The sequence below is a fragment of the Brevundimonas sp. genome, assembly GCF_029945885.1.
Lineage (GTDB): Bacteria > Pseudomonadota > Alphaproteobacteria > Caulobacterales > Caulobacteraceae > Brevundimonas.
This window is the reverse complement of record NZ_JAQSDK010000002.1, coordinates 302,869-327,604: the sequence shown is the minus strand read 5'-3', so window position 1 is coordinate 327,604 and position 24,736 is coordinate 302,869. Positions and strand designations below refer to the sequence as shown.

The following is a 24,736-nucleotide window of genomic DNA, read 5'->3' as shown; positions in this document are numbered from 1 at the left end:
AGACGTCAGCGAATGCTGACGAGTTGACCGGCTTCGGTCAGGACGTAGAGGGCCCCGTTATAGGCCGAAGGCGAGACATAGACGGGCGCGCCGACCTTCAGGGTCGACAGCAGCGCGCCGGTCTTCGGATCGAAGGCAACGACCTCGCCCTCGGAATTGGCCAGAACCAGACGGTTGGAGGCCAGGATCGGTCCGGACCAGACGGGGCGCACCGTATGATCGAAGAAGCCGAACACGCCGCCTTCCTGACGCACCCGGCCCTCGTTGAGGTTGCGGGTCCAATAGACCAGGCCGGAATCGCGATTGACCACGGTCAGTTCGCCTTCCTTGGACACGACATAGACGACCTCGCCCACCGGCAGGGGGGCGCTGACGCCGCCGATCGGCAGGGTCCATTTCGGCGAACCGGAGCGGATGTCCATCGCGGCCAGAACGCCCGAATGGCTGACGGCATAGACCATGCCGCGGCTGATCACCGGACGGGCGGCGATGTCGCGAATCTCGGACAGGGCGCTGGTGCGGCTGGTGCGCGACAGCACCTGCTGCCACATCGACTGGCCGGTCGAGGCACGCACGGCGACAACCTCGCCCGAGGAGAAGGGCGCGATCACCGTGTCGCCGGTCACGGCCGGGCTGGCGGCGCGCATCGTGCGAGCCGGTTCCGGGATGCCGCGATAGGACCAGTCCTGCAGGCCGGTCTCGGTGTTGAAGGCATAGAGCTGGTTTTCGACGTCAACGACATAGACGCGCTGGCCCGAGACCGTCGGGGCCCCGTGGATCGGCACCTCGACGGGCGAGGTCCAGAGCACCGCGCCGGTCGCCTGGTCCAGGGCCGTCATGGTGCGATAGCCCGAGGCCACGAACACCTTGCCGCCGCCGACAGCCACGCCACCGCCGAAGCCGCCGCGCTCACGGCCGGCCGGATGCAGATTGACCCGCCAGGCCGTCGCGCCGGTACCGGCGTCCACAGCCGTCACGGTCGATTCGCCGTCGAGGACGAAAATGCGGTTATTGTCGGCCACGACCGGTGCCATGATCTCGCGGGTCTTGGACGAGCCGGCCCCGATGTCACGTTTCCAGGCGACGGTGAAATCAGCCCCGGCAATCACGTGTTCGACGAGATTTTCCGCGGTTCCGCCGGGCTGGGTCCAGGCCGTGATCGCCTGGGGGCCGGGGATGAAGAAGTCACGACCGGACAGGGAGGCGGCGGGCGTGAGCTGTTGCTCGAACTCCAGCACCGAGATGCGGGTGCCCGAGGTCGCCGTCGCCTGCGGACCCTCCTTGCCGCCCAGGCCGAACGGCAGCGAGCGACGCACGGTGCCGCAGGAGGCAACCGTCACGGCCAGACCGCACAGGAGGGCGACTTTCAGCATTCTGTTCATGGACGTCTTCCTGAAAGGCCGGATCACGGCTGGGCCGGTGCCGCCGGGCTGGTCGCCGCCGGAGCGGCGGGTGCGGCCGGAATGAGGGCCTGGGCCCGAACCGTATCGGCGAGGCTGGCGGCTGTGCCGGAATCGATGGCGGAAATGGCGACCTGGGCCCGCTGTTTGATCGGGTCCGGAACGTCGAGACCGCGTTGAAGCAGGACGAAGATCTCGCGCGCCTCGGGCAGTTTGCCGTGCTGCAGCCGGGCCATGCCGAGCGCCTCCTGGGCGAACGGTCGCAGCGGACGGCCTTCCGCGGTCAGCGGCTCAAGACGCTTTTCGACAGCCTCGAGGGAGGCGTCGGTGTCCATCACCAGCCAGGCTGCCTTGAGCGCGGCCGGGTCAGAGATAATCGGGTCGCGCGCGACCTTGGCGGCCTCGTCGAACAGGACGATGGCATCGGGCATACGCCCGGCGGTCACGGCAATGCCGGCCCGCTGCATCAGGGCCAGGGCCTTGTAGGCACCGGGGGCGACCTTGGCGGCCTCGGTGAAGGCGACGTCGGCACCGGTCGGGTTGGAGGCCTCGAGCGCCTCCATGCCACGATCATAGGCGGCCGAGGCCTTGTCGGCCTGGGTGGTCTGCCAGCTCTGCCAGCCCCACCAGGCGAGCGCGGCCACCAGGGCGAGGACGAGAATACCTCCCACCACGGGCAGCCAGGTACGGGCCAGGCGCTTGTATCGATCGGAGCGAAGCTCCTCCTCGACCTGTTCGAAGACATCAACCACTGAAACGTCGCCCCAAAACCGCTATTCGCAAACCGTCGCGACCCTAGAGGGTCGTCTCGACGCCCGCAACGCAGCGGATGCGGCGAGACCGGCTTTTTGGATGAGTAGGGCCCGACTTCGGCAGGAAAACGGCGGGATCATCACTGATCGCCGCCGCCCGTACGCCCCGCCATGTCCCGGTGGACCCGATCTCGCCCTAGATTTCCTCGGACAGCTTCATCACGCCGGCAGCCGCGACGGCAACCAGCAGGGCGGTCGTGACCCAGAACAATTCGATGCCGCCCATACCGGCCAGGGTGAAATTCCCCAGACCCATCTGGTCGATACCTGCCTGGAACAGCGACTGAACGCCGCCGCTGGCCGACTGCATCCCCTGCTCCAGCGCGCGACCGGCCACCGGGCCCTCGTTCGCCGACAGGTTCAGATTGACCGACATGGTCTCGCGCACCGCCACGACACCGCCGACCAGTCCGGCCAGCGTCAGGGCCACGGTCCGGACCCGGCTTCCACTCTGCAGTCGGGCCTCGACCCGCTGGGCGAACAGGGCGGCGTCGGCCATGACCGGGGCCTGGTTGAACAGGCGCTCAACGAAAGGATCGAATTCGTCAGCGGACATGTGTCGATCTCCCCAGGGTTTCCGGCTGCGGCTGGAGCCGCGCACGGAGTCTATCCAGACCACGTTTGACATGAGACTTCACCGTTCCAAGCGGCAGATTTAGGGCGGTCGCGATCTCGGGATGTGACAGCCCGGCACCGTGACAGAGGGAGACGCACAACCGCTCGGGTTCGCTGAGCGTCCTCAGGGCCTCGTCAAGATCCACCAGCCCGGCCTGATCGGTATCCGGCGCGGCATCGTCGATCTCGACTTCCGCGACATAGCGGGCCTCTTTCGCACGGCGCTTGATGTAGAGACGCGCCGCGATCCGCCGGACCCAGGCCGAGAACGTCCCCTCCCCCCGGAACTCCGAACAGCGTTCGAAGGCCTGGATGAAGGCGTCCTGGGCGATGTCGTCGGCCAGGGACGGCTGCGCCCCCATCCGGCGCAGCAGGGCCCGGACCGCCGAGCCGTGGCGACGCACCAGTTCACCGAACTCGCGCCGCCCGCCCGCCGCCGCAAGGGCGGCGAGCTCGACATCGTGTCGGTCGATCAGGGCCTGGGCCATGCGTTTCCCCCCTCAGCCTGCGCTCAGCCCTTGTTCTTGTTGAAGACACTCAGGACGATGAAGGCGAGGCCGATCATGGCCGGGATCGCGGCAATACCGGCGAACGGGTACAGGGCGTCCATCTCCTCGAAGCTGATGCCGTAGCCCATCAGGGCGATACCGGCGCCGACGGCCAGCAGGATGATGCCCAGTCGCAGGTCACGGGCAGCCGTGGCCGGCGGGCGGACACTGTCCTTGCTCAGGGCGTCGACCAGTTCGGGCGGCAGGGTCTGGCCCTTGTCGATGGCCGCGCGCAGCGTCTTCTGCATCTCGCGGCGTTCATTGGTCCGGTACCAACGCGGAATGATCACGATCGCCGCGACCATCAGAAACGGGGCCAGCGGAATCAGGACTTCAAATCCGGCCATAATGTATCCCTCACTCTATCGACCGAGCCTGTTGCTCCGGCCTTATGCTGACAAGAGGCAACGGCGCGGCCGTATGGATGCAATCCGCCAGGTGAAACTTTCGTAAGGTGGTCAGGCCCGGCCGAGCCGTCGGGTCAGCCATAGCGCCGCCGCCAGGGAACCGACCACCAGGGTCAGGGTCATGGCCACCGGGATCAGAGTCGGGGCCAGTTGATCCGCCGCCGCAGCAAGTGCCGGCTGCAGCCCCCACAGGACAGCCGTGGCCGCGATGAGCCATGGCACCAGGGCGACAACCGTTGCCCAGGCCCGCTGACGGGCGATCCGCCGGGCAACGTCGGCCTGAAAGCCAAGGTCCCGGGCCGGGGCCGCGTCGGCGGCGAACAGGGCATTCATTTTCTGCTCAGGCGTCATCCGGTCCTCCGAGCGCGGCGAGTAAACGGGCCCGTCCCCGCGCAATATGCGACTTGACCGTGCCCAGGGGCAAGTCGAGCGCGAGCGCCGCCTCGCCATGCGACCAGCCGTCGGCCAGACACAGGGCGACACAGGCCCGCACATCGTCCGGCAGGGCCGCCATGGCCGCCGTGAGGGCCAGCCGGTCCTCGGGCTGGACAGCAGGTGGTACCGACACGGTCTCCAGCCAGGCCCCGTCGCGCGCCGCGCCGCGCCGCAGGCCCCGCAGCCGGTCCCGGGCCTTGCGCAGGGCGATGCCGCACAGCCAGGCCCGGACCCCGGCCGGTTCCTTCAACGACCGCAGTGACTGCCAGCCGGTGACAAAGACCTCCTGGGCCAGGTCGTCGGCCTCGGCCGTGGCGGCCGAACCCGCGCCCCCCAGCATACGCCGCAGGAAGCCGCGCACCGTCGCCTGGTGCCGGTCGACCAGCCGCGCATAGGCGGCGTCCGAGCCGGCCACGGCTGCGGCGACCAGGTCGGCGTCGGTCAGGATCAGGGCCACGCCCCGTATTTCCGCGCTGTCCGGGCGCGACCGTCAGCGATCCCGATCCCGACCGCGGCGGCTGGTCAGGGCATTGATCAGCGACCAGACCGCCATCGCCCCCATCACGAAGGCGACGATCAGGAAGGCCCCGGTGCCGCCGTCCATGCCCGTGTAATAGTGGGCCGCAACAAAGCCCCCACACAGAACGACGAACAGGCCGAATGTCGACCAGGGGTTGGAGGATGAACTGCTCGTCGAGCCTGACGTGGATGTTCCCCACATATGGTCCTCGACACTGGCCGGACGGCCAAGGATATCCAGCACGGCAGCCGGCGGCTCCTGCCCCTTGTCTGCATAGTATTTGATCAGATTGAGCGCGTCCTTCTGGCGGCGGTAGCTCATCAGGCTGGAAAATCCGGCACTGACGAACCAGGCCAGCGGGAACAGCAGCCACCAGTAGGACCGGAACAGGTCTTCCATCGTCGTCTCCTCCATGCGCGTGGCGTCGATCGCCGTGCGTTCACAGGATAGTCGCCGCCGACCTTGCCACTGGATGCAGTGCCGGAACAAAATCTTCAGCCACCGCTTCAAACGGGATCGGAACCGGAGACCATCATGAGCCACGTCACCTATCGCATCGTCCAGCATGACGGCGGCTGGGCCTACCAGCTGGGCGGGACCTTCTCGGAGACCTATCCCAGCCACGACCTGGCCCGGGCCGGGGCTGTGGCCGCCTCACGCGAGCAGCGGGTACCGGACCAGACGGCGATGATCGAGTTCGAGGACAGCGCGGGCAACTGGGTCACCGAACGGGCCGACGGTCACGACCGGCCCCTGACGGACGTTACCGGCTAGGTCGCGAAGGCGGCGGCGTAGATCTCGGGCTTGAACCCGACGATACGCCGCTCGCCCAGATCGAGGACCGGCCGTTTGATCATCGACGGCTGGGCCAGCATCAGGGCGATGGCGCGATCGTCGTCCAGATCGCTGCGGTCGGCCTCGGCCAGCTTGCGAAAGGTCGTACCCGCCCGGTTCAATACCGTCTGCCAGCCATGCTCACCCACCCAGAGTGCCAGTGACGGCCGGGAGATGCCGGACTTCCTGTAATCATGAAAACTGTAGGCAACGCCGTGCTGGTCCAGCCAGACGCGGGCCTTCTTCATCGTGTCGCAGTTGGGGATGCCGTAGAGGGTCGGGATCATGGTCGCGGTACCGTCCATCACTCCGCGACCTCGGGACCGGCGGAGGCCCGGGCAAAGAAGATGGTCACGCGCATGCCCTGGTCCGGTGTTGATTCGACCTCCAGCCGGGCCCTGGCGTTCTGACGCAGGGACTGGACGATCAGCGCGCCCAGCTTGCCGCGCTTGGGCCATTCCGTGCCCTCGGGCAGGCCGACCCCGTCATCGGAAATCATCACCCGGCAACCCGTCTCATCGACCAGGCTGTGCAGGGTGATGGTGCCGCCGTCGCGACCGGTGAAGGCGTGCTTCAGGGCGTTGGTCAGCAGTTCGTTGACCACCAGACCGGCGGGCATGGCGACATTGACCGAGACCGGCCAGGTGTCGACCTGCAGGTCGAGGTGAATGCCCTCGACCGCATGGGCCTGCATCACGGCCGAGGCGATCTGGCTGAGATAGACCCCCAGATCGACGGTCTCGCCCAGCTCGTCTTTCGAGAGGGACCGATACAGCAGCGCCAGGGCCTCGATGCGGCCGGCCAGCCGGTCGAACCGCTTGCCCGTCGCGTCATCAGGAATATTGCGGGCCTCCAGCCGGATCAGGGCGGTGACCATCTGCAGATTGTTCTTCACCCGGTGCTGCAGTTCCAGCAGCAGGGTGTCCTTTTCCTGGAGCCGCATCTGCAGGTCGTCGAGGTCCGCACGTTCGCGGCCTCCGCCGGAGGCCAGCGCCACCAGCCGGAACATCGGCCGACCCTCGTCGTCATGGATGACATTGGACCAGGCGTCGATGACCACGCGTTCGCCCTGGTGAACGAGCTCGAACGCGCCGACATAGTCGTCCTTGTCGGTGATGGCGTCGCTGAGCTCACCGTCGTCGCCCGCCACGGTCGATATGGCCGTCAGCGTGTCCCAGGGCCGCCCCTGCAACTCGGCCGCCGGCTGTCCGGTCAGCCGCTCGAACTCCAGATTGGCGTAGGTGATACATTCCGAAGGATGGAGCTCCGCCACGGCCACCGCGATCGGAATATGGTCGAGGAACTGTTTGAACCGGTCGCTTTCCAGCGCATCGGCAAGGTGCGGGGTGTCAAGAATTTCGTCCGCCACCCCGGGGGCCTCATCTGTCATTTACACGCGACCTTGCCCCACTGACGTCGGGGTCTAATAGCAGACAGCAGCACCGGCCCGTCAACATCGCGACGCCCGGACGACGGGATCCCGACCCTAGCGCTGCATCCAGGGCTTGGACTTTCCGGAGGCGATACTGGCCGACTGCTCGCGCTGGAAGCGCCCGCCGCGGGGGGCCTTGGGGCGGGCGTCGATCTTCGCCTGTTTGAGTCGCAGGGCGCGCTGAACCGGGGTCTCGACCGGGACGGCATCCACGGGGTCGGTGACGGGCGTCTGGTCGCTGTCGGTGGGATCGGTCATGTCAGTGTCCTGGCGGATGGCAAAGGGATCGGTGCGCGACGGCCCCGCCCCTACTCCCACTCGATGGTGCCCGGGGGCTTGCTGGTCACGTCATAGACGACGCGATTGACGCCACGGACCTCGTTGACGATCCGGGTCGCGCATTTGCCCAGCACGGCCCAGGGGAATTCATAGAAGTCGGCGGTCATGCCGTCGGTCGAGCTGACCGCGCGCAGGGCCAGCACCTTTTCATAGGTGCGGGCGTCGCCCATCACCCCGACGGTCTTGACCGGCAGCAGCACGGCGAAGGCCTGCCAGATACTGTCGTACAGGCCGGCCTTGCGGATCTCGTCCAGATAGATGGCGTCGGCCTGCTGCAGGGTGGCCACGGCCTCGGGCGTGATCTCGCCGGGGATGCGGATGGCCAGGCCCGGCCCCGGGAACGGATGGCGGCCGACGAAGGCATCGGTCAGCCCCAGTTCGCGACCCAGCGCCCGGACCTCGTCCTTGAACAGTTCCCGCAGCGGCTCGACCAGCTTCAGCTTCATGAAGTCCGGCAGGCCGCCGACATTGTGGTGGCTCTTGATCACATGGGCCTTGCCGCTGGACGAGGACACGCTCTCGATCACGTCGGGATACAGGGTGCCCTGGGCGAGGAATTCGGCCCCGTCGATCTTGCCGGCCTCGCGGTCAAAGATCTCGATGAAGACCCGGCCGATGATCTTGCGCTTGGTCTCGGGGTCCGAAACCCCGGCCAGCTCGCCGAGGAATTCCTTCGACGCATCAACGTGGACCAGCGGGATGTTATGGTGTTCACGGAACAGGGTGGTGACCTGGGTCGCCTCGTCCTGACGCAGCAGGCCGGTGTCGACGAAGACACAGGTCAGCTGGTCGCCGATCGCCTCATGGATCAGCACGGCGGCCACCGAGGAATCGACCCCGCCCGACAGGCCGCAGACGACCCTGGCCGATCCGACCTGTTCGCGGATCTGGGCGATCTTCTCGTCGCGATAGGCAGCCATGGTCCAGTCGCCGGTCAGGCCCGCGATCCCATGGGTGAAATTCTTCAGCATCTGGTGGCCGCGCGGGGTGTGCATCACCTCGGGGTGGAACTGGACGCCGTAGAAGCGGCGCGCCTCGTCGGCGATCACCGCATAGGGCGAGCCGGCCGAGGTGGCCACGGCCGCAAACCCCTCGGGGATGGCGACGATCTTGTCGCCGTGGCTCATCCAGACGGTCTCGTCCTCGCCGACCGCGGCGAGGCCGGCCAGCAAGGGGGACTCCGTCTGCACGGTGATCTCGGCCCGGCCGAATTCGCGATGATGGCCGCCCTCGACCTTGCCGCCCAGCTGTTCGCACATCGTCATCTCGCCGTAGCAGATGCCCAGCACCGGGACTCCGGCCTCGAACACCCCCTGCGGGGCCCGGGGGCTGCCCGCCTCGTGCACGCTCTCGGGTCCGCCCGACAGGATGATGGCCGCCGGGCTCATGGCGGCCAGGGCGGCCTCCGCCTTGGCGTAGGGATGGATCTCGCAATAGACATTGGCCTCGCGCAGGCGGCGGGCGATCAGCTGGGTCACCTGGCTGCCGAAGTCGACGATCAGGACCTTCTGGTGGTTTTGCGGGGTCATGCGGGCTCCGTCTGCAGGATCGGCGAGGTCAGGGAGAAATGGTCGGGCAGCAGGTCGAGGGCCTCGGCCAGTCGCTGGTCGATCTCGGCCAGGGCGTCGGTCCAGTGTTCAAGGGCGGACAGGTCGGTGCGCCCGTCACTGACACCGCGCAGACCGATCACCGGCAGGCAGAAACGGGCGGCGGCGCGGACCACGGCGAAGGTCTCCATGTCGACCATGTCGGCGTCGATGCCGTCATAGGCGAGGCCGGAGACGACCCCGCCGCCGCTGGACAGGCGGACGGAGGCCAGGGCGGCCGGCCCTTCGGCCAGAGGCAGGATGGCGGGCAATCGCGGATAGGGCGTCTCGCCCTTCGGAAAGCCCAGGGGGCTGGCGTCCATGTCGCGATAGCTGACCTGGCTGATGCGATAGACCCGGGCGTGGTCGAGGGTGCGCGACCCGGCCGATCCCAGCGAGACGATGATGTCAGGCAGGGTTCCGGCCACCGCCAGTCCGGCCAGGGCATGGGCCGTCGCCGCGGCCGCCTCAATCGGGCCGACGCCGGTGATCAGGGGCTGGATGCGGGCCTGCAGCGCCGGGCCGTATTCGGGCGCGGCAGCCATGACACACAGGGCCGTCAGCGGACCGAAGCGGGTGAGGCTCCAGTCCGGGGTCACCTCTGGCGCTCGAACAGGGCGAAGAAGAAGCCGTCGGTCCCGGTCGAGGCCGGCGACAGGCGCAGGCGGTTGCCGCCGTCAGAGAGTTCGGCCAGGCGGGCGCGGCCGGCCGGAGTCAGGCCGGGCGCGTCGAGCAGACGGGCGATCGGCACCGGACGGAAGCCGGGGTGATCTTCCTCGAAGCCGTCCATCGTGGCCTCGTTCTCGCCGCGCAGCATCGAACAGGTGACATAGGCCAGACGGCCGCCGGGCCGCACCAGACGCACGGCCTGGGCCAGGATGCGGGTCTGAAGGGCGTTCATGCGCTCGACCTCCTCGACCTTCATCCGCCAGGCGTCCTCGGGACGGCGGCGCCAGGTCCCGGTGCCGCTGCAGGGGGCGTCGACGAAGACCAGATTGGCCTTGCCGTTCAGGTCCTCGACCCCGCCGCCGTTCTGACCCAGCAGGCGCAGGTCGGCCTCGACCCCGGCCCGGGCCAGGCGCGGACGGATGTTGTCCAGCCGCTTCTGCACCACGTCACAGCCGATCAGATTGCCCTGCCCGCCCATGGTCTGGGCCAGACCGACGGTCTTGCCGCCGCCACCGGCGCAATAGTCGACCACGGTCAGTCCGGGCGCGGCCCCGGCCAGCCAGCAGACCAACTGGCTGCCTTCATCCTGGATTTCGACCCGACCCGACTGGAAGGCATCCAGGGCCAGAACGTTCGGTGCCGGATCCGACGACAGGCGCAGGCCCCAGGTCGACCAGGGGGTGCGGGTCGGCTGCAGGCCGGCGTCGCGCAGTTCGGCGATCACGGCCTCGACCGTGGTCAGGGCCCCGTTGACGCGCAGGTCGACGGGCGCGCGGTCCATCAGGGCGTTCGCCTCCTCGAACCAGCGATCGCCAAAGGTGATCTTGAAGTCCTCGACCACGAACTCGGGCACACCGGCGGCGACCCCCTCGGGCATGTCGCCGGGCACGGCCGCCAGGCGGGCGCGTTCCTGTTTCGACAGCGGGCGCGGGCCATAGCCGTCGCCACTGTGCAGGGCCTCGATCTCTTCCAGGGTCAGGCCATCCAGCACCGACAGGGAGGCAATCACCAGCGCCCGGCCGTCCTCGCGCCCGCCCATGGTCCAGACCATCCGCGCGCGGCTGCGCAGCACGTCATAGACCCGCTCGGCCACAGCCCGGCGGTCGCCCGACCCGGCATAGCGGTTGGCCTGCCCCCAGGCCTTGAGCACGACCTCGGCCGGTGAGCGGCCCTGGGCGATGCTGTCGAGAACGGAGGCGGCGGCGGTGAGGCGTGCGGCGGGGGTCAAATCAGGCTTTCAAACAAAGAGGGCGGCGATGAGCATCACCAGGCCGACCAGGGAGGCGATCCAGGCCAGGCTGCGGATATAGGCGACGCCGAGGGCGTAGAGCGGCAGATAGAGCAGACGGCCCAACAGATAGAGATGGCTGCCGATCAGGGTCAGGCCGGTCCCGTCCCTGGCCGTCATCTGCGCCATAAGGATGGCGGCGATGAAGATCGGCAGGGTTTCGAACAGATTGGCCTGGGCCCGCAGCAGACGCCCGGCCAGCTTGCCGGGAGCCGGCGTTTCGCTGTCGCGGGGTCCGGCATTCCATTTCAGCCCCAGTTCGGCCGTGCGCGCCGAGGCGGCCAGCAGGATCTGCACCAGGGCCAGGATCAGCACCCCGGCTAGGGTCATGAATTCGGGCGTCATCTGCATGGTCATGCTCCTATCCCTGCCGGTAGTTCGGCGCTTCGCGGGTGATCATCACGTCGTGAACATGGCTCTCGCGCAGGCCGGCCCCGGTGATACGGACGAATTTGGCCCGCGCCTGGAAGTCGGCGATGGTGGCGGCCCCGACATAGCCCATGGCGGCGCGCAGCCCCCCGACCATCTGGTGCAGAACCGGACCGATCGGCCCCTTGTAGGGCGTCTGGCCCTCGATGCCCTCGGGCACCAGCTTCTGCGAGTCCTCCACTTCCTTCTGGAAATAGCGATCCGCCGAGCCGCGGGCCATGGCCCCGACCGAGCCCATGCCGCGGTAGGTCTTGTAGGTCCGGCCCTGGTACAGGAAGACCTCGCCCGGCGCTTCGTCGGTCCCGGCGAACATCGAGCCCATCATGGCCACACTGGCCCCGGCGGCGATGGCCTTGGCCAGGTCGCCGGAATATTTGATGCCGCCGTCAGCGATGATCGGCACGCCCGACTCGCGGGCGGCACGGGCCGCCTCCATGATGGCGGTCAGCTGGGGCACGCCCACACCGGCGACGATGCGGGTGGTGCAGATACTGCCCGGGCCGATACCGACCTTGATGGCGTCAGCCCCGGCGTCGATCAGGGCGCGGGCGGCCTCATAGGTGGCGACATTGCCGGCGACGACCTGGATGCGGTTCGACTCGCGCTTGACCCGTTCGACGGCGCGCGACACCTGGATCGAATGGCCGTGGGCGGTGTCGATGACGACCACGTCGACCCCGGCCTCGGCCAGGGCCATCGAGCGTTCAAACCCGGCGTCACCGACGGTCGAGGCGGCTCCGACCAGCAGTCGACCCTCCTCGTCCTTGGCGGCGTGGGGATGGGCCTGGGCCTTCTCGATGTCCTTCATCGTGATCAGGCCGGTGGCGCGATAGGCCTCGTCGACGACGATGACCCGCTCGATCTTGCGATCGCGCAGCAGGGCCCGGGCCTCGTCCCGGCCCGCGCCTTCGCGCACGGTGATCAGATCGCCGGTCGTCATCAGCTCCGCGGCCTTGCGGTTCGGATCGGTGTCGAAGCGAATGTCGCGGTTGGTCAGGATGCCGACCAGACGACCCGTGACCGGATCGACGACCGGGAAGCCGCTGATCTTGCGCCGGGCCACGATCTCGCGGACCTGACCCAGGGTCGTGTCCGGATGGATGGTCACCGGATTGATGACCATACCGCTCTCGTAGCGCTTCACTTCGCGCACCTGGTCGGCCTGTTCCTCGACCGTCAGATTGCGGTGAAGCACACCGAGGCCGCCGCTCTGCGCCATGGCAATGGCCAGCCGGCTCTCGGTCACCGTGTCCATCGCCGACGAGGTCAGCGGGATGTTCAGACTGATGTTGCGAGTCAGGCGGGTGCGGACGTCAGCCTCTGCAGGCATGACCTCCGACGGGCCGGGTTCAAGCAAAACATCGTCGAAGGTAAGCCCTTCGCGTATCTCCATGAGGAGTCTCCGTTTTGCGGGCCGCGTATAGCGGTCATGCCCCCGGAACCGCAAGGGCTCACGCGATCTATCGTTACATTAGCGGTCGATGGCTTGCGCCGTGCGGTCGCGCCCCCACATCCAGTTAAGAATGGTTCGCATAATAATCACCACTGCCCGCCGTCTCGCGCTCAAGATCGCGAGCTATGGCGTGATGCATCTGGTGGTCGCCGTGCTGGTGGCCCTGGCCATCACGCGCGACTGGCGTCTGGCCCTGGCGGTCGGGGTGGTCGAGCCGTTTTTCCAGACCATCGCCTATTCGGTCCACGACCGGGTCTGGCACCGGATCGAGCGCCGGCGGCAGCTGTCGCGGCTGGAAGAGGCGTCCGAGGCCTTTACCGCCCGTCTGGCGCTGATGGCCCCGCAGGAACAGGTTCGGGCCCACGGCCACGCCGGCCACAGCCACGCCCTGCCCCGCACGCTGAAACAGGTGGCCCTAAAGACGGTGACCTATGGGCTGATGCATTTCATGGTCGCCGTCACCGTGGCCTTCGCCCTGACCCGCGACTGGCGCATCGCCCTCGCCATCGGCACCATCGAGCCGCTGGTGCAGACCGTCTTCTTCACCCTGCATGACCGGATATGGTCGCGGATCGAGGCGCGCCGGGGCCGGTCCTCGCACGGGACACCGGACCTCTCCAGCGCCGCCTAGCGCTTGTTCATCGCCACCAGGAAGACCTCGGCACTGTCCTTCCGACTCGCTTCGGGCTTGACGTATTTGACCGTCTCGAACTCCTCGCGCAGCCGGGCCAGCACCCCGCCGCCGTCACCGCCCTGGAAATTCTTGGTCACGAAATGCCCGCCGGGCTTCAGGGTGCGAATGGCGAAATCGGCGGCGATCTCGATCAGGGCGATGATCTTCAGGTGATCGGTCTGGCGGTGGCCGACGGTATTGTGGGCCATGTCGGACAGCACCAGGTCGGGCGCGCCGCCCAGCAGTTCGATCATCTCCTCGTCCACACCCGGATGGGTGAAGTCGGCCTGCAGCAGGATCGCCCCGGGAATCGGCTCGATCATCAGCAGGTCGACGCCGACCACGGCCGCCGCGCCGCGCGCCAGGGCCACCTGGACCCAGCCGCCGGGGGCCGCGCCCAGGTCGATGACCCGGCTGCCCTTGCGGATCAGTTTGAAGCGGTCATCGATCCCGATCAGCTTGAAGGCCGCGCGGCTGCGGTAGCCCTCGGCCCGGGCGCGCACAGACCATTTGTCCGACAGCTGACGCTTGATCCATTGCTGGCTCGACATCGACTTGTCGTCGGCCGTCTTCATTTTCGTGCCCATGCTGCGACCGGCCGCGGTCCCGCCCGTAGGCAATTTCACCATGCGGCGGCGTTCGGGCGGCTTGTCGGCGGGCTTTTCGTCTTCACTCATCGTTCCCACATAGCCCCCACGACGTTTGCGGGCTATGTCCCGCGCATAATCAAATGGAGCGTGCCGATGGCCGATCAAACCCTGACCCTGACTCTCGACACTGGTGGCGTGGTCATCAAACTGCGCCCCGACCTGGCCCCCGGCCATGTCGCGCGCATTTCCGAGCTGGCCCAGGAAGGCTTTTATGACGGCGTCGTCTTCCACCGCGTGATCCCGGGCTTCATGGCCCAGGGCGGCGATCCGACCGGCACCGGCACCTCGGGTTCCAGCAAGCCGAACCTGAAGGCCGAGTTCTCGAAAGAGAAGCATGCCCGCGGCGTCTGCTCGATGGCCCGGACCTCCGATCCCAACAGCGCCAACAGCCAGTTCTTCATCTGCCTGGACGACGCCTCCTTCCTCGACGGCCAGTACACCGTCTGGGGCGAGGTCATCGAAGGCATGGATCACGTCGACGCCCTGCCCAAGGGCGAGCCGCCCCGCGCGCCGGGCAAGATCGTCAAGGCGACGGTCAGCTGATCTGAAAACGGCGGGGGCTCAGTCCCCCGCCCACCAGCGGAAGCGAACCCCGCTGATGGTCCGGCCGCCGATCTTCAGGGTGCCGGTCACGACCGCGCCCTGGTCGCCGAGATTGCGTCGGGCGGTGGCCAGGGCCTCGGGGTCGAGACGGCCGTCGAAGGCGACCTCACCCAGGTCCGGCGATCGACCCGCGAAACTGACCCGGCTGTCGGTAACCGTATAGCGGGCGGGAACGACCCGAACCCGGGTCCCGTCCCTGTCCTCGAATTCCAGTGTGACCGGGGCCAGCCCGCCGATTCGCTCGCCACCCTCCCAGGCGACGAAGGCCACGTCCTGGCCTATGAACAGATGACTCAGGGTCCAGTCGCCGGACCGGACCGGGGTCAGCGGCTGGTAATAGCCGGACTGGTCCGCACGGATGTCGTGGCTGAAGGAGGCGGAGGCCACCGGCTCCCCTGGCCGCTCGACCGGCCGGTCACAGCCGGCGACCGCCGCCAGCAGCACAACCCCGACGACTGCAAAGGACCGGATCGGAGGCATCGTTCAGCTCAGGGCAGGTGGATCAGGGTCGCCAGCCAGCCGGCGCTCTGGCTCTTCTCGATCCACTCGAACAGGGGCACGGCCAGCAGCATGACCGCACCGTCCCGCAGGGTGGTCAGGAAGAAGGTCGGGCGAATCTCGAGGGTGGCCTCGTCCTGCCAGCGCGAGAAATTGGGCCAGAAGCGCGGGGTCCGCGCCATATAGGCCTTGTAGGGCGCGCCGAATTCACCGGCCAGCCAGGCCTCTTCCCGCATCACCGTCGCGCGGAAGACAAGGTAGGTGACCACCAGAAACAGGACGGCGATGGTGACGCTGCCCGACTGGGCACCCATGCCGAAGGCCCCCATGAAACTGAAGACATAGAGGGGGTTACGGCTGATCGAATAGGGACCGCGATCGACGATCTCGGCCTTCTTGCGGCCGCCGATATAGAGGGAGCACCAGGCCCGGCCGACGATGCAGACCACGATCAACAGCAGGCCGAAGGCTTCCAGCCCTTCGTGCGCGAGGGTGTCGCCGCCGATCGAGCCGGTTACGGCCGCCAGTCCCAGCAGGCCGACAATCCCGACCAGCAGAACCGCCTTGCGAATCAACTGAACCTTTCGCAGGTCCAGACCCTTCGTCGCCATCATCGATACTTCCCCGCCACACTGCCCCCCGGATGAACCGGAATGGCCACATGTGCAACAGGGCAATTACCGATCCAGGGCGTGATCCAGCGCATGGAAGGCGGCGATCGACAGGTCGGTGGCGCTGATGAAAACCGAGGGGGTGATGCGCTCGAAGTCGTCCGTGGGCCGGTGATAGTCGGGGTGGTAGTTGACCCCGAGATACAGGAACGGGATGCCGGCGCGATAGAAGGCCGCATGGTCCGAGGCCTCGACCCAATTGTCCTCGCCGGTGTCCTGCGGCGTGTCCTTGCCGAAGGCCAGGGCCACCGCGCCGTCGGCGGGAATCGGTTCCAGAACCGGCCGCAGGGTCGGGTTCTGCCAGGTGCCTGTGACCCACAGCTTGCCGTCGGTCTCGGCCCGGGCGGTCATGTCGAAATTCAGGTTCAGGCTGATCGACTCCAGCGGCACGGGCGGGGCCTCGACGAAATGGGTGGCCCCCAGCAGGCCGCGCTCCTCACCGTCGAGGGCCACGAACAACACACTGTGTTCAGGGGGCCGCCGCTTCAGCTCGGCCGCCAGGGCCAGCATGGTGGCGACGCCCGAGGCATTGTCGTCGGCCCCGTTGAAGACCTGTCCGTCATTGACCCCGACATGGTCATAATGGGCGGTGACCACGATATAGCGACCGCCAACCCGGGTACCGGGAATCTGGCCGATGATGTTGGTGCCGTTGAAGGTCTTGATCCCCTCGCGCGTGCGGCCCCGAGCCTCGAACGGCTGCAGCCGGCCCATGCCGGGCGCGGCGACACCGAGGGCCTCCAGACGCGACACGATATAGGCGCGGGCCCGCTCACCCCCCGGCGCGCCGGTGTCGCGACCCTCCATGTCGTCAGCCGACAGGATGCGGACGTCCTCCAGCAACTGGACCTGGTCGGCAGACGGAGCCGCGACCGAAGCCGGAGCCCCCTCCCCGGTGCCGCCCATCAGCGAACAGGCGGACAACAGGGCGGCGGCCGCGAACGGCACCAGCGGACGGGAAAGGCGGGACAGACGCATGACGGCTCCGGAAGATCGTCCGTCACGCTAGCGAGCCCGGGCACCCGCGTCAGATTAACTTCCTGTCATGACCGCAATCGCTGCCGATGACTGAGTGCTGGTCTCGCGCCCCGGCGTCAGGGTGCTAGAAAGAATCTCCTTCCGGACCCCGCGCGATTCCCATGGCCCTGCCCCCCGTCGACCAGCTGACCGAAGACCAGGCCCGGGCCGAGCTGGACCGGCTGGCGACCGAGATCGCCCGTCACGACGCCCTGTATTTCACCGAGGACGCGCCGCAGATCAGCGACGCCGACTATGATGCCCTGAAGCGCCGGGCCCTGGCGATCGAGACGCGGTTCCCGGCCCTCAGCGGGACCGGCACGCCGTCGCGGACCGTCGGGGCCCCGGCCTCGACCCAGTTCGCCGAGGTGCGCCACGGCGTGCCGATGCTGTCGCTGGACAATGCCTTTGACGACGGCGAGGTCACCGATTTCGTCGCCCGGGTCCGCCGCTTTCTCAACCTGCCGGCCACCGAGCCGGTCACCTTTGTCGCCGAGCCCAAGATCGACGGCCTGTCGGCCAGCCTGCGCTATGAGCACGGCGTCCTGGTGGTCGGGGCGACCCGGGGCGACGGCCGCACCGGCGAGGATGTCACCGCCAATCTGCGCACCATCGCCGATATTCCGCAGCAACTCGCCGGCAGCGGCTGGCCCGACGTGATTGAGGTGCGCGGTGAGGTCTATGCCCCGGACGCCGACTTCGACGCCTTCAATGCCGCAGCCGAGGCGGCCGGTCGTCGCACCTATGCCAATCCCCGCAATTTCGCCGCCGGCTCGCTGCGCCAGAAGGACCCCGCCATTACGGCCCAGCGGCCGCTGCGCTTTTTCGCCTATGCCTGGGGCGAGACCTCGGCCCCGTTCGCCGCGACCCAGCATGAGGCGATGGCGCGGCTGGGCGACTGGGGCTTCGTCGTCAACGACCGCTCGCAACAGGTCAAGGACGTGGCCGGCCTGCTGGACGTCTATCGCGGGCTGGAACGCGACCGGGCGCGGCTCGGCTATGACATCGACGGCGTGGTCTACAAGGTCGACCGGCTCGACCTGCAGGCGCGACTGGGCTTCGTCGCCCGCAGCCCGCGCTGGGCCATCGCCCACAAATTCCCGGCCGAACAGGCGACCACGGTGCTGGAAGGCATCGACATCCAGGTCGGCCGCACCGGCTCGCACACCCCGGTGGCGCGGCTGCATCCGGTCACTGTCGGCGGCGTGGTCGTCCGCAACGCCACCCTGCACAATGCTGACGAGATCGCCCGCAAGGACGTGCGCATCGGCGACACCGTGACCGTGCAGCGCGCCGGCGACGTGATCCCGCAGATCGTCGGCGTGCTCGACGGCGACCGCCCCGATCGCGGACCGGCCTATGTGTTTCCGGTGACCTGCGCCTGCCCCCTGAAAACAGCCCTGGTCAAGGAGACCAATGCCTCCGGCGAGGAGAGCGTGGTGCAGCGCTGCACCGGAGAGCTGGCCTGTCCGTTCCAGCGCATCGAACACCTGAAGCATTTTGTCAGCCGCCGCGCCTTCGACATTGAAGGTCTGGGAGAAAAACACCTTATCGGCTTCGTGGAGCGCGGCTGGATCCGCGAACCGGCCGATATTTTCCTGCTGGCCCGCGACGCTGCAAAGCTCGACGTGCTGCGTACCGAGGACGGCTATGGCGAGACCAGTGTCGCCAATCTGGTCGCCGGCATCGACGCGCGACGGACCATCAGCCTGGACCGGTTCATCTATGGCCTGGGGGTGCGCGACATCGGCGAACAGACCTCACTGGTGCTGGCCCGGGCCTTCGAAAGCTGGACCGCGTTCGAGGCCGCCTGCGTCGCCGCCTCGACCGGCCTGCCCGGTGACGCCTGGGTCGCCCTGGCCGACACGCCCGGCGTCTCGGCCCGGGTGCTGACGCTGCTGGCCGAGGCCCCGTCCCGGGCCAGCGATCCGTGGCCCGACGCGCTCATGGACATGAAGATCAGCCTCGCCTTCCCCGGCCTGGCCAGCCCGGCGCGTCGCGCCCTGGCAGGGCTGGCCGATGACTGGGCTGGCCTGGCCCGACTGGCCAGTATCGCGCGCCAGGAAGGCCCCTCCCCGGCCCTGGGGATGATCGCCGGCGTGTCCGGCGTCGGCCCGGTCGCGGCCCGCGCCCTGGCCCTGTTCTTCCGCGAGCCCCACAACCGCGCCATGGTCGACGCCCTGGTGGCCGAGCTGGACCGGATCGAGGACGCGGAGAAGCCGAAGTCGGACACGCCCGTCGCCGGCAAGACCGTGGTCTTCACCGGAGCCCTGGAACGGTTCACCCGCGACGAGGCCAAGGCCCGGGCCGAATCCCTCGGGGCAAAAGTCTCGGGCTCGGTGTCGAAAAAGACCGACTATCTGGTCGCCGGCCCGGGAGCCGGATCCAAGATGGCCGATGCCATAAAGCACGGCGTGACGGTCCTGACCGAGGACGAGTGGCTGGCGCTGATTGGAACCTAGCGTCTCCTCCCGGTTCGCGAAGCGAATGGGGAGGTGGCATGGCGCGGCTTCGCGCCATGACGGAGGGGCAGGCTACCCCTCCACCGCTTCGCGGTCCCCCTCCCCGTCGCTTCGCGACAGGGAGAAGACAGATCACCGGTTCAGGGCGTTGCGGGCGGCCTCGGCATAGCGATGGCCTACAGCCGCCCCCCGCGGGAAGATCGCCTCCAGCGCGGCCAGTTCACCCGCCGTCAACACCAGGTCAGCGGCGGCGGCATTCTCTTCCAGGGTGGCGATCCGGCGCGTGCCGGGGATGGGCACCAGATGCTCGCCACGCTGCAGGACCCAGGCCAGGGCCAACTGGGCCGCCGTGGCCCCGCGTTCGGCGGCGAGGGTCTTCACCGCCTCGACCAGGTCCAGGTTCTTCTGGAAATTCTCGCCCATGAAGCGCGGGTTGGAACGCCGGAAATCGCCCTCTTCCAGATCGTCGATCGAGCGGATCGCGCCGCTGAGGAAACCCCGCCCCAGCGGACTGTAGGGCACGAAGCCGATGCCCAGCTCTTCGCAGGCGGCCAGGATCTCGTCCTCGGGATCGCGGCTCCATAGCGAATACTCGGTCTGGAGCGCGGTGATCGGATGGGTGGCGTGGGCCTTGCGCAGCGTGGCCGGCGCGGCCTCGGACAGGCCGAGGAAGCGGACCTTGCCCTCGGTGACCAGCTCGGCCATCGCCCCGACCGTCTCCTCGATCGGCGTGTCGGGATCGACCCGGTGCAGATAGTAGAGATCGACGTGATCCATGTTCAGCCGCTTGAGGCTGCCCTCGATGGCGCGACGCACATTGGCCGGCGAACCGTCGACCTTCAGCGCGGTGCGGTCGGCATTGTAGCCGATGCCGAATTTGGTGGCGACGAAGGCCTGGTCCCGCTTGCCGGCCAGGGCCTTGCCCAACTGGATCTCATTGGTGTGGGGGCCGTACATCTCGGCCGTGTCGAACAGGGTGATGCCCAGATCGAGCGCGCGGTGGATCACCGCCGTCGCCTGGGCCTCGTCCGAGCCCTGGCCGTAGAAGGCCGCCATGCCCATACAGCCCAGACCGATGGCCGAGACTTCGGGGCCCTTGGGGCCGAGCGTGCGGGTCTTCATGGGCGAACTCCTGTGGGGGCCAGCCCCACAGGTCGGTGTCAGCCCGCCCCGCCGCAAGCCCCTAGAGGGGCGCGGCCTGCACTTTCAGCCAGTCCTGCACCGCGCCCGGCAGCAGCGGCCCGACCGTGGCGAGGATTTCGCCGTGATAGGCGTCGACATAGGCGCGTTCGGCCGGGCTCAGCAGATCGACGTCGATCAGCCGCCGGTCCAGCGGGGCGAGGGTCAGCTGGCGGAAGCCATGCATCGGCCGCTCACCGCCCGGGATGGGCTCGGGCGGGGTGACGACCTGCAGGGTCTCGATGCGAATGCCCCAGTGGCCTTCCTTGTAGTAGCCGGGTTCGTTGGACAGGATCATCCCGGTCAGCAGCGGCTGGCTGTTGGCGGCCTTGGAGATGCGCTGCGGGCCTTCGTGGACGCCCAGATAGCTGCCGACGCCGTGGCCGGTGCCGTGATCATAGTCGAGGCCCGCCATCCACATCGGCAGCCGTGCCAGGGCGTCCAGCTGGTGGCCGGTGGTCCCGGCCGGGAAGCGCACCACGGCCAGGGCGATATGGCCCTTCAGCACGCGGGTGTAGCGATCGCGCTGTTCCTGGGTCGGCTCACCGATGGCCATGGTGCGGGTCACGTCGGTGGTGCCGTCCAGATACTGGCCACCGCCGTCAACCAGCAGCAACGAGCCCTTCTCGATATGGCGGATGGTGCGGGTCACCGGCTTGTAGTGCGGCAGGGCCCCGTTGGGACCGGCCCCGGCGATGGTGTCGAACGACAGGTCCTGCAGCTGGCCGGTCTCTTCGCGGAAGCCTTCCAGCGCCTCGACGATTTCACGCTCGCTGGGCAGGGTTTCGCGGGCCACCGTATCGACCCAGTGCAGGAAACGGGTCAGGGCGGCACCGTCGCGGATATGGGCCTGGCGACTGCCCTCGACCTCGACCGGATTCTTGGCGGCACGCGGCACGGCGCAGGGGTCCATGGCCCGCACCACCGTCGCCCCCGCAGCCTCCAGCCGGTCGAAATACCAGGCCGAGGACTGGGCCGGATCGATCATCACCTTGCGCCCCGACAGGGCGTCCAGCGCCGCCGGCAGGGCGTCTTCGGTCCCCAGCGTCACATCGTCGCCCAGCCAGCCGGGCAGTTCATTGGTGACCTTGCGCGGGTCGAGGAACAGCTGCGCCGTCCCGTCCGCGTTTACGATGGCCTGACCCAGCGGCAGCGGCGAACGGATCACGTCACCCCCGCGCACATTGAACAGCCAGGCGATCGAGGTCGGGGCAGTCAGGACGGTGGCCTCGGCCCCGGCCCCGGTCAGGGCCGCGCCGATGCGGGCGCGCTTGGAGGCACTGCTCTCGCCCGAATATCTGTCCTCGTGCGGGACCACCGGGGCCATCGGCTGGGCCGGGCGGTCGGCCCAGGCGACATCGATGGGGTTGGGATCGACCGGCTTCAGACTGGCCCCGGCCTTTTCGGCGGCGGCCTTCAGCGACGCCAGGGCGTCGGGGCTGTGCAGCCGCGGATCATAGCCGATCACCGACCCTTTCGGCGCGCGGGCCAGCCAGGCGGCGACGCCGTCCTCCAGCGACAGGATTTCAAACTGGTCGGGATCGACCTGGGCCTTGACCTGAACGGTGTAGCGACCGTCGGCGAAGACGGCGGCGCGATCGGTCATCACCACCCCGGCTCCGGCCGAGCCGGTGAAGCCGCTGACCCAGGCCAGCCGGTCGTTGGCGGGGGGCAGATACTCGTTCTGGTGCTCGTCCTCATGCGGGACCAGCAGGCCGTCGAGGTCCTGTTCGGCCATCTTCGCCCGGACGAGCGGCAGGTGTTTGGCCCCGAAGGACGGATCGGTGGTTTCGTCGAATGTCTGGCGCATGGCGTCGACATAGCACCTCCCTCCCCGTCTTGGGGAGGGAGGCACCGGATCAGTTTTGCGGGGCGTTCGGCGTGACCACGGCCTGGCCGGTCGACGGCGCGGGCGTGGTGACGACCACGGTGGCCGGCGGAGTCATGGCGCGGGCCTCGGCGGCGCGGGCGTCGCTGGAGGACCGCACGGCCTCGGCCTGGGCACGGGCCACGTCGGCGCGAGCGATTTCGATACTGGCCTGGGCCCCGGTGATCTGGCCCTGGACCATGGCCGCGTCCGAGGCCGCCTGGGCCTGGGTCGCGGCGGCCTGCGCCTCGAGCATACGGGCATCGGCATCACCCGGGCCGCGCCCGGCGAACAGGATCCACAGCACGGCAATCAGCACGAGACCGCCGAGCACCCCGGCGATCCACCATCCGGTGTTGGATTCACGAACGACCACGGTCTCGACCGTCTCGGTATAGACCGTGCCCGACGGCGGAACGGGGTTGATCTCGGTGTTGGGATTGATCGGCGTCATTGGCGTGTCCTCGGTTGAACTGCCGTAACCGCCGGGCCCCGCGCCGGTTCCGCCCCTAGCCCACCCGACGAAGAACCAGCGCGCTCCAGGCGTCGTGATGGATCCGACGCTCGAGGATGAATCCGCGCGACAGATAGGCGGCGCTGACGCGACGCTCCTGGGTCCGCAACAGACCTGACAGGATGGCGACCCCACCCAGTTTCAGGGCCTCCTTGATGTCCTGCGACAGGGCCACCAGCGGCGGGGCCAGGATGTTGGCGAAGACCAGATCATAGGGACCGTGCTCGCGCACCCGACGATCATTCAGGCCCGAGGCATGGACGAAGCGCGCGTCGGCTCCGTTCAGCTCGGCGTTTTCATTGGCAATCCGCACCGACGGTCCATCGATGTCAGTGCCGACGGCGATGCGGCTGCCGGTTCGGGCGGCGGCAATCGCCAGCACCCCGGTGCCGCAGCCGACGTCCAGCACCCGTTCGAACTTCTCGCGCTTCAGCAGGTCGTCGAACGCCTCGAGGCAGCCGACCGTCGTGCCGTGGTGGCCGGTACCGAAGGCGGCGCCCGCATCGATCTTGAGATTGATCCGGTTCGGCGGCACCCGTCCCTGGTCGTGCGCGCCATAGACGAAAAAGCGTCCGGCCTCGACCGGCGGCAGGCCGGACAGGGACATGGCCAGCCAGTCGGCGTCGGCCAGCTTCTCGACGATCAACGTCAGGCCGTCACGGCCGGACAGCAATTGCTTCAGCGCCTCGACCTCTTCATCGGTGGTCGGGAAGGCGTCGATCCGCCAGAGGCCGGCGTCCTCGTCTTCTTCCAGAATGGAATAGGTGACGCCTTCCAGCATCGGATCGGAATCGATCGCGACGGCAGCGGCTTCAGCGGGAGCGCGAAGACCGCGCGCGATAATTTGAATTGCGGACTCGGACATTTCTCAAACGCCGCTATCATGCCGAATCGAAACACATGCCTTCACGCATTTGCGTGTCGGCGCAAACCGAGGGGTCGGGGAGTTCATGGCCAAGTCACCGTCTAAGTCGCCTAATGCGTCCGCAAGCGCTTCCAAGCCGAAACCGGCAGCAAAGTCGAGCGCTGCGCCGAAATCAGCTGCCAAGGCGGCCCGGCCCGCCGCTCCCGCAAAGGCCCCGGTTGTCCGGGCCGCCGCCAAGCCGCCGGTGAAGACCACGGCCAAGCCGGTCGCCAGGACTGCGGCCAGGCCGGTGACCAAGGCTGCTGCAAAACCGGCCGCGAAACCCGCTGCCAAGCCGGCCGCCAAGGCCGCGACCAAGCCCGCAACCAAGGCCGTCGCCAAACCGGCTACCAAGCCGGTCGCCATGAAGCCGGCTGCCAAGGCCGTCGCCAAACCGGCAGCCAAGGCTGCACCGAAGAAGCCCGCTGCTGCCAAGCCGGCCGCCGCCCGTCCCGCACCGGCCGTCGCCAAGCCCGTCGCTGCACCGGCCCCCGCGCCGCGTCCCGCTGCGGCCCCCGCAGCCGCTGCGCCCCGGCCCGCCGCCAAGCCCCAGAGCAAGGGCTTCATCGCCGGTCTGATGGATGTGATCTTCGGCAAGCGCTGATCGTCTCGGCTTCTGAATGGAAAAAGCGCCGGAGGGGCTGTCCCCTCCGGCGCTTTTTTGTTCGGGAGCCTCGGGCGGCGGGCTCAGTCCTCGGGCAGATCCTCGGCGAGGATAGCCATTTCGAACATGAAGGAACCGTCGCCGTCCTCGTCCGCAAAGACGATGCCGATGAACTCGTCACCGACATAGACCTCGGCGGAATCATTGGGTTTGGGACGGGCCTTCAGCTTGATGCCACCGGCATTGAAGGTGCGCTTCAGATGGCTCTCGATGCGCTTGATGTCGGATTCGTTCACGGCGGGCCTCGGCAGTCAGTTCAGTGATGTC

The 24,736-nt window shown here is 68.1% G+C and carries 30 protein-coding genes; 5 read left to right on the top strand and 25 right to left on the bottom strand.

All coding sequences use genetic code 11. The features are described from left to right. Nucleotides 1–5: 5 nt before the first annotated feature. From PSV00_RS02075 to PSV00_RS02040, 8 genes are all read right to left on the bottom strand, one after another. Complete coding sequence (locus PSV00_RS02075) at nt 6–1,382, bottom strand: PQQ-like beta-propeller repeat protein (protein ID WP_300444185.1); 1,377 nt, start codon at nt 1,380–1,382, stop codon at nt 6–8. A gap of 23 nt (nt 1,383–1,405) precedes the next feature. After that, a complete protein-coding gene (locus PSV00_RS02070; protein ID WP_300444184.1) occupies nt 1,406–2,152 on the bottom strand; it encodes a tetratricopeptide repeat protein in 747 nt (248 codons plus the stop codon). A 196-nt stretch (nt 2,153–2,348) separates the two neighbouring features. Continuing rightward, nucleotides 2,349–2,768: a hypothetical protein gene (locus PSV00_RS02065; RefSeq protein WP_300444182.1), complete on the bottom strand. Its 420-nt coding sequence runs from the start codon at nt 2,766–2,768 to the stop codon at nt 2,349–2,351. Then, complete coding sequence (locus tag PSV00_RS02060; RefSeq protein WP_300444180.1) at nt 2,758–3,315, bottom strand: sigma-70 family RNA polymerase sigma factor; 558 nt, start codon at nt 3,313–3,315, stop codon at nt 2,758–2,760. The genes PSV00_RS02065 and PSV00_RS02060 overlap by 11 nt, the downstream gene beginning before the upstream one ends. A 23-nt stretch (nt 3,316–3,338) precedes the next feature. Further along, nucleotides 3,339–3,722 carry a DUF6249 domain-containing protein gene (locus PSV00_RS02055; protein WP_300444178.1) on the bottom strand — a complete coding sequence of 128 codons (384 nt, stop codon included), beginning with the start codon at nt 3,720–3,722 and terminating at the stop codon, nt 3,339–3,341. Nucleotides 3,723–3,833: 111 nt separating this feature from the next. Next, nucleotides 3,834–4,133 carry a hypothetical protein gene (locus PSV00_RS02050; protein ID WP_300444176.1) on the bottom strand — a complete coding sequence of 100 codons (300 nt, stop codon included), beginning with the start codon at nt 4,131–4,133 and terminating at the stop codon, nt 3,834–3,836. After that, complete coding sequence (locus PSV00_RS02045; protein ID WP_366944626.1) at nt 4,123–4,674, bottom strand: RNA polymerase sigma factor; 552 nt, start codon at nt 4,672–4,674, stop codon at nt 4,123–4,125. Before PSV00_RS02045 ends, PSV00_RS02050 begins: the two co-directional genes overlap by 11 nt. Nucleotides 4,675–4,707: 33 nt before the next feature. After that, entirely contained in the window at nt 4,708–5,136 is a 429-nt protein-coding gene (locus PSV00_RS02040) for a hypothetical protein (protein WP_300444174.1), read from the bottom strand. A 135-nt stretch (nt 5,137–5,271) separates the two neighbouring features. Between PSV00_RS02040 and PSV00_RS02035 the strand changes: the two genes are divergently transcribed. Beyond that, on the top strand, nt 5,272–5,511 hold the full coding sequence (locus PSV00_RS02035; protein ID WP_300444172.1) for a hypothetical protein: 240 nt from the start codon (nt 5,272–5,274) through the stop codon (nt 5,509–5,511). Here PSV00_RS02035 and PSV00_RS02030 read toward each other — a convergent pair. The 8 genes from PSV00_RS02030 to guaB all read right to left on the bottom strand — a co-directional run bounded on the left by PSV00_RS02030 (nt 5,508) and on the right by guaB (nt 12,707). Then, nucleotides 5,508–5,858 (bottom strand): ArsC family reductase, encoded by a 351-nt coding sequence (locus PSV00_RS02030; protein ID WP_300444290.1) that lies wholly within the window; start codon nt 5,856–5,858, stop codon nt 5,508–5,510. The genes PSV00_RS02035 and PSV00_RS02030 overlap by 4 nt on opposite strands. A gap of 17 nt (nt 5,859–5,875) precedes the next feature. Further along, on the bottom strand, nt 5,876–6,961 hold the full coding sequence (locus tag PSV00_RS02025) for a histidine kinase dimerization/phosphoacceptor domain -containing protein (protein ID WP_300444169.1): 1,086 nt from the start codon (nt 6,959–6,961) through the stop codon (nt 5,876–5,878). Between the two features lie 96 nt (nt 6,962–7,057). Then, complete coding sequence (locus PSV00_RS02020; RefSeq protein ID WP_300444166.1) at nt 7,058–7,261, bottom strand: hypothetical protein; 204 nt, start codon at nt 7,259–7,261, stop codon at nt 7,058–7,060. A 50-nt stretch (nt 7,262–7,311) separates the two neighbouring features. Continuing rightward, a complete protein-coding gene (gene guaA, locus PSV00_RS02015) occupies nt 7,312–8,871 on the bottom strand; it encodes a glutamine-hydrolyzing GMP synthase (protein ID WP_300444164.1) in 1,560 nt (519 codons plus the stop codon). Next, the gene (locus PSV00_RS02010) at nt 8,868–9,527 is read right to left on the bottom strand and encodes a 5'-methylthioadenosine/S-adenosylhomocysteine nucleosidase (RefSeq protein ID WP_300444161.1); all 660 of its coding nucleotides are present in this window, start codon (nt 9,525–9,527) and stop codon (nt 8,868–8,870) included. Before PSV00_RS02010 ends, guaA begins: the two co-directional genes overlap by 4 nt. Next, complete coding sequence (locus tag PSV00_RS02005) at nt 9,524–10,825, bottom strand: RsmB/NOP family class I SAM-dependent RNA methyltransferase (protein ID WP_300444159.1); 1,302 nt, start codon at nt 10,823–10,825, stop codon at nt 9,524–9,526. The genes PSV00_RS02010 and PSV00_RS02005 overlap by 4 nt, the downstream gene beginning before the upstream one ends. A 9-nt stretch (nt 10,826–10,834) precedes the next feature. Continuing rightward, complete coding sequence (locus PSV00_RS02000; protein WP_300444157.1) at nt 10,835–11,242, bottom strand: MAPEG family protein; 408 nt, start codon at nt 11,240–11,242, stop codon at nt 10,835–10,837. Between the two features lie 4 nt (nt 11,243–11,246). Further along, complete coding sequence (guaB, locus tag PSV00_RS01995) at nt 11,247–12,707, bottom strand: IMP dehydrogenase (protein WP_300444155.1); 1,461 nt, start codon at nt 12,705–12,707, stop codon at nt 11,247–11,249. Between the two features lie 130 nt (nt 12,708–12,837). Between guaB and PSV00_RS01990 the strand changes: the two genes are divergently transcribed. After that, nucleotides 12,838–13,398, top strand: a complete 561-nt coding sequence (locus PSV00_RS01990) for a DUF2061 domain-containing protein (RefSeq protein ID WP_300444153.1) — start codon at nt 12,838–12,840, stop codon at nt 13,396–13,398. Here PSV00_RS01990 and PSV00_RS01985 read toward each other — a convergent pair. Further along, nucleotides 13,395–14,117 carry an RlmE family RNA methyltransferase gene (locus PSV00_RS01985; RefSeq protein WP_300444151.1) on the bottom strand — a complete coding sequence of 241 codons (723 nt, stop codon included), beginning with the start codon at nt 14,115–14,117 and terminating at the stop codon, nt 13,395–13,397. The two genes, PSV00_RS01990 and PSV00_RS01985, sit on opposite strands and share 4 nt — an antisense overlap. Before the next feature lie 66 nt (nt 14,118–14,183). Between PSV00_RS01985 and PSV00_RS01980 the strand changes: the two genes are divergently transcribed. Continuing rightward, entirely contained in the window at nt 14,184–14,633 is a 450-nt protein-coding gene (locus tag PSV00_RS01980) for a peptidylprolyl isomerase (protein ID WP_300444150.1), read from the top strand. Between the two features lie 18 nt (nt 14,634–14,651). Here the strand turns inward: PSV00_RS01980 and PSV00_RS01975 are convergent, their stop codons facing one another. From PSV00_RS01975 to PSV00_RS01965, 3 genes are all read right to left on the bottom strand, one after another. Continuing rightward, nucleotides 14,652–15,173, bottom strand: coding sequence for a hypothetical protein (locus PSV00_RS01975; protein ID WP_300444148.1), 522 nt, complete (start codon nt 15,171–15,173; stop codon nt 14,652–14,654). Between the two features lie 8 nt (nt 15,174–15,181). Beyond that, the gene (locus PSV00_RS01970) at nt 15,182–15,805 is read right to left on the bottom strand and encodes an isoprenylcysteine carboxylmethyltransferase family protein (protein WP_300444146.1); all 624 of its coding nucleotides are present in this window, start codon (nt 15,803–15,805) and stop codon (nt 15,182–15,184) included. Between the two features lie 63 nt (nt 15,806–15,868). After that, nucleotides 15,869–16,840: a M28 family peptidase gene (locus PSV00_RS01965; RefSeq protein WP_300444144.1), complete on the bottom strand. Its 972-nt coding sequence runs from the start codon at nt 16,838–16,840 to the stop codon at nt 15,869–15,871. 161 nt (nt 16,841–17,001) lie between these two features. On the opposite strand from PSV00_RS01965, the gene ligA reads away from it, so the two are divergent. Then, the gene (gene ligA / locus PSV00_RS01960; protein WP_300444143.1) at nt 17,002–19,341 is read left to right on the top strand and encodes an NAD-dependent DNA ligase LigA; all 2,340 of its coding nucleotides are present in this window, start codon (nt 17,002–17,004) and stop codon (nt 19,339–19,341) included. Between the two features lie 132 nt (nt 19,342–19,473). Here the strand turns inward: ligA and PSV00_RS01955 are convergent, their stop codons facing one another. The 4 genes from PSV00_RS01955 to PSV00_RS01940 form a co-directional block, all read right to left on the bottom strand. After that, nucleotides 19,474–20,463: an aldo/keto reductase gene (locus PSV00_RS01955; RefSeq protein WP_300444141.1), complete on the bottom strand. Its 990-nt coding sequence runs from the start codon at nt 20,461–20,463 to the stop codon at nt 19,474–19,476. A gap of 61 nt (nt 20,464–20,524) precedes the next feature. Continuing rightward, nucleotides 20,525–22,330: an aminopeptidase P family protein gene (locus PSV00_RS01950; protein ID WP_300444139.1), complete on the bottom strand. Its 1,806-nt coding sequence runs from the start codon at nt 22,328–22,330 to the stop codon at nt 20,525–20,527. Between the two features lie 49 nt (nt 22,331–22,379). Then, nucleotides 22,380–22,841, bottom strand: a complete 462-nt coding sequence (locus PSV00_RS01945; protein ID WP_300444137.1) for a hypothetical protein — start codon at nt 22,839–22,841, stop codon at nt 22,380–22,382. A 55-nt stretch (nt 22,842–22,896) separates the two neighbouring features. Next, nucleotides 22,897–23,766 carry a 50S ribosomal protein L11 methyltransferase gene (locus PSV00_RS01940; RefSeq protein WP_300444136.1) on the bottom strand — a complete coding sequence of 290 codons (870 nt, stop codon included), beginning with the start codon at nt 23,764–23,766 and terminating at the stop codon, nt 22,897–22,899. A gap of 244 nt (nt 23,767–24,010) precedes the next feature. Between PSV00_RS01940 and PSV00_RS01935 the strand changes: the two genes are divergently transcribed. After that, the gene (locus PSV00_RS01935) at nt 24,011–24,409 is read left to right on the top strand and encodes a hypothetical protein (protein WP_300444134.1); all 399 of its coding nucleotides are present in this window, start codon (nt 24,011–24,013) and stop codon (nt 24,407–24,409) included. A gap of 83 nt (nt 24,410–24,492) precedes the next feature. Here PSV00_RS01935 and PSV00_RS01930 read toward each other — a convergent pair whose 3' ends face one another. After that, nucleotides 24,493–24,705 (bottom strand): DUF3126 family protein, encoded by a 213-nt coding sequence (locus PSV00_RS01930; RefSeq protein WP_300444133.1) that lies wholly within the window; start codon nt 24,703–24,705, stop codon nt 24,493–24,495. Nucleotides 24,706–24,736: the final 31 nt, after the last annotated feature.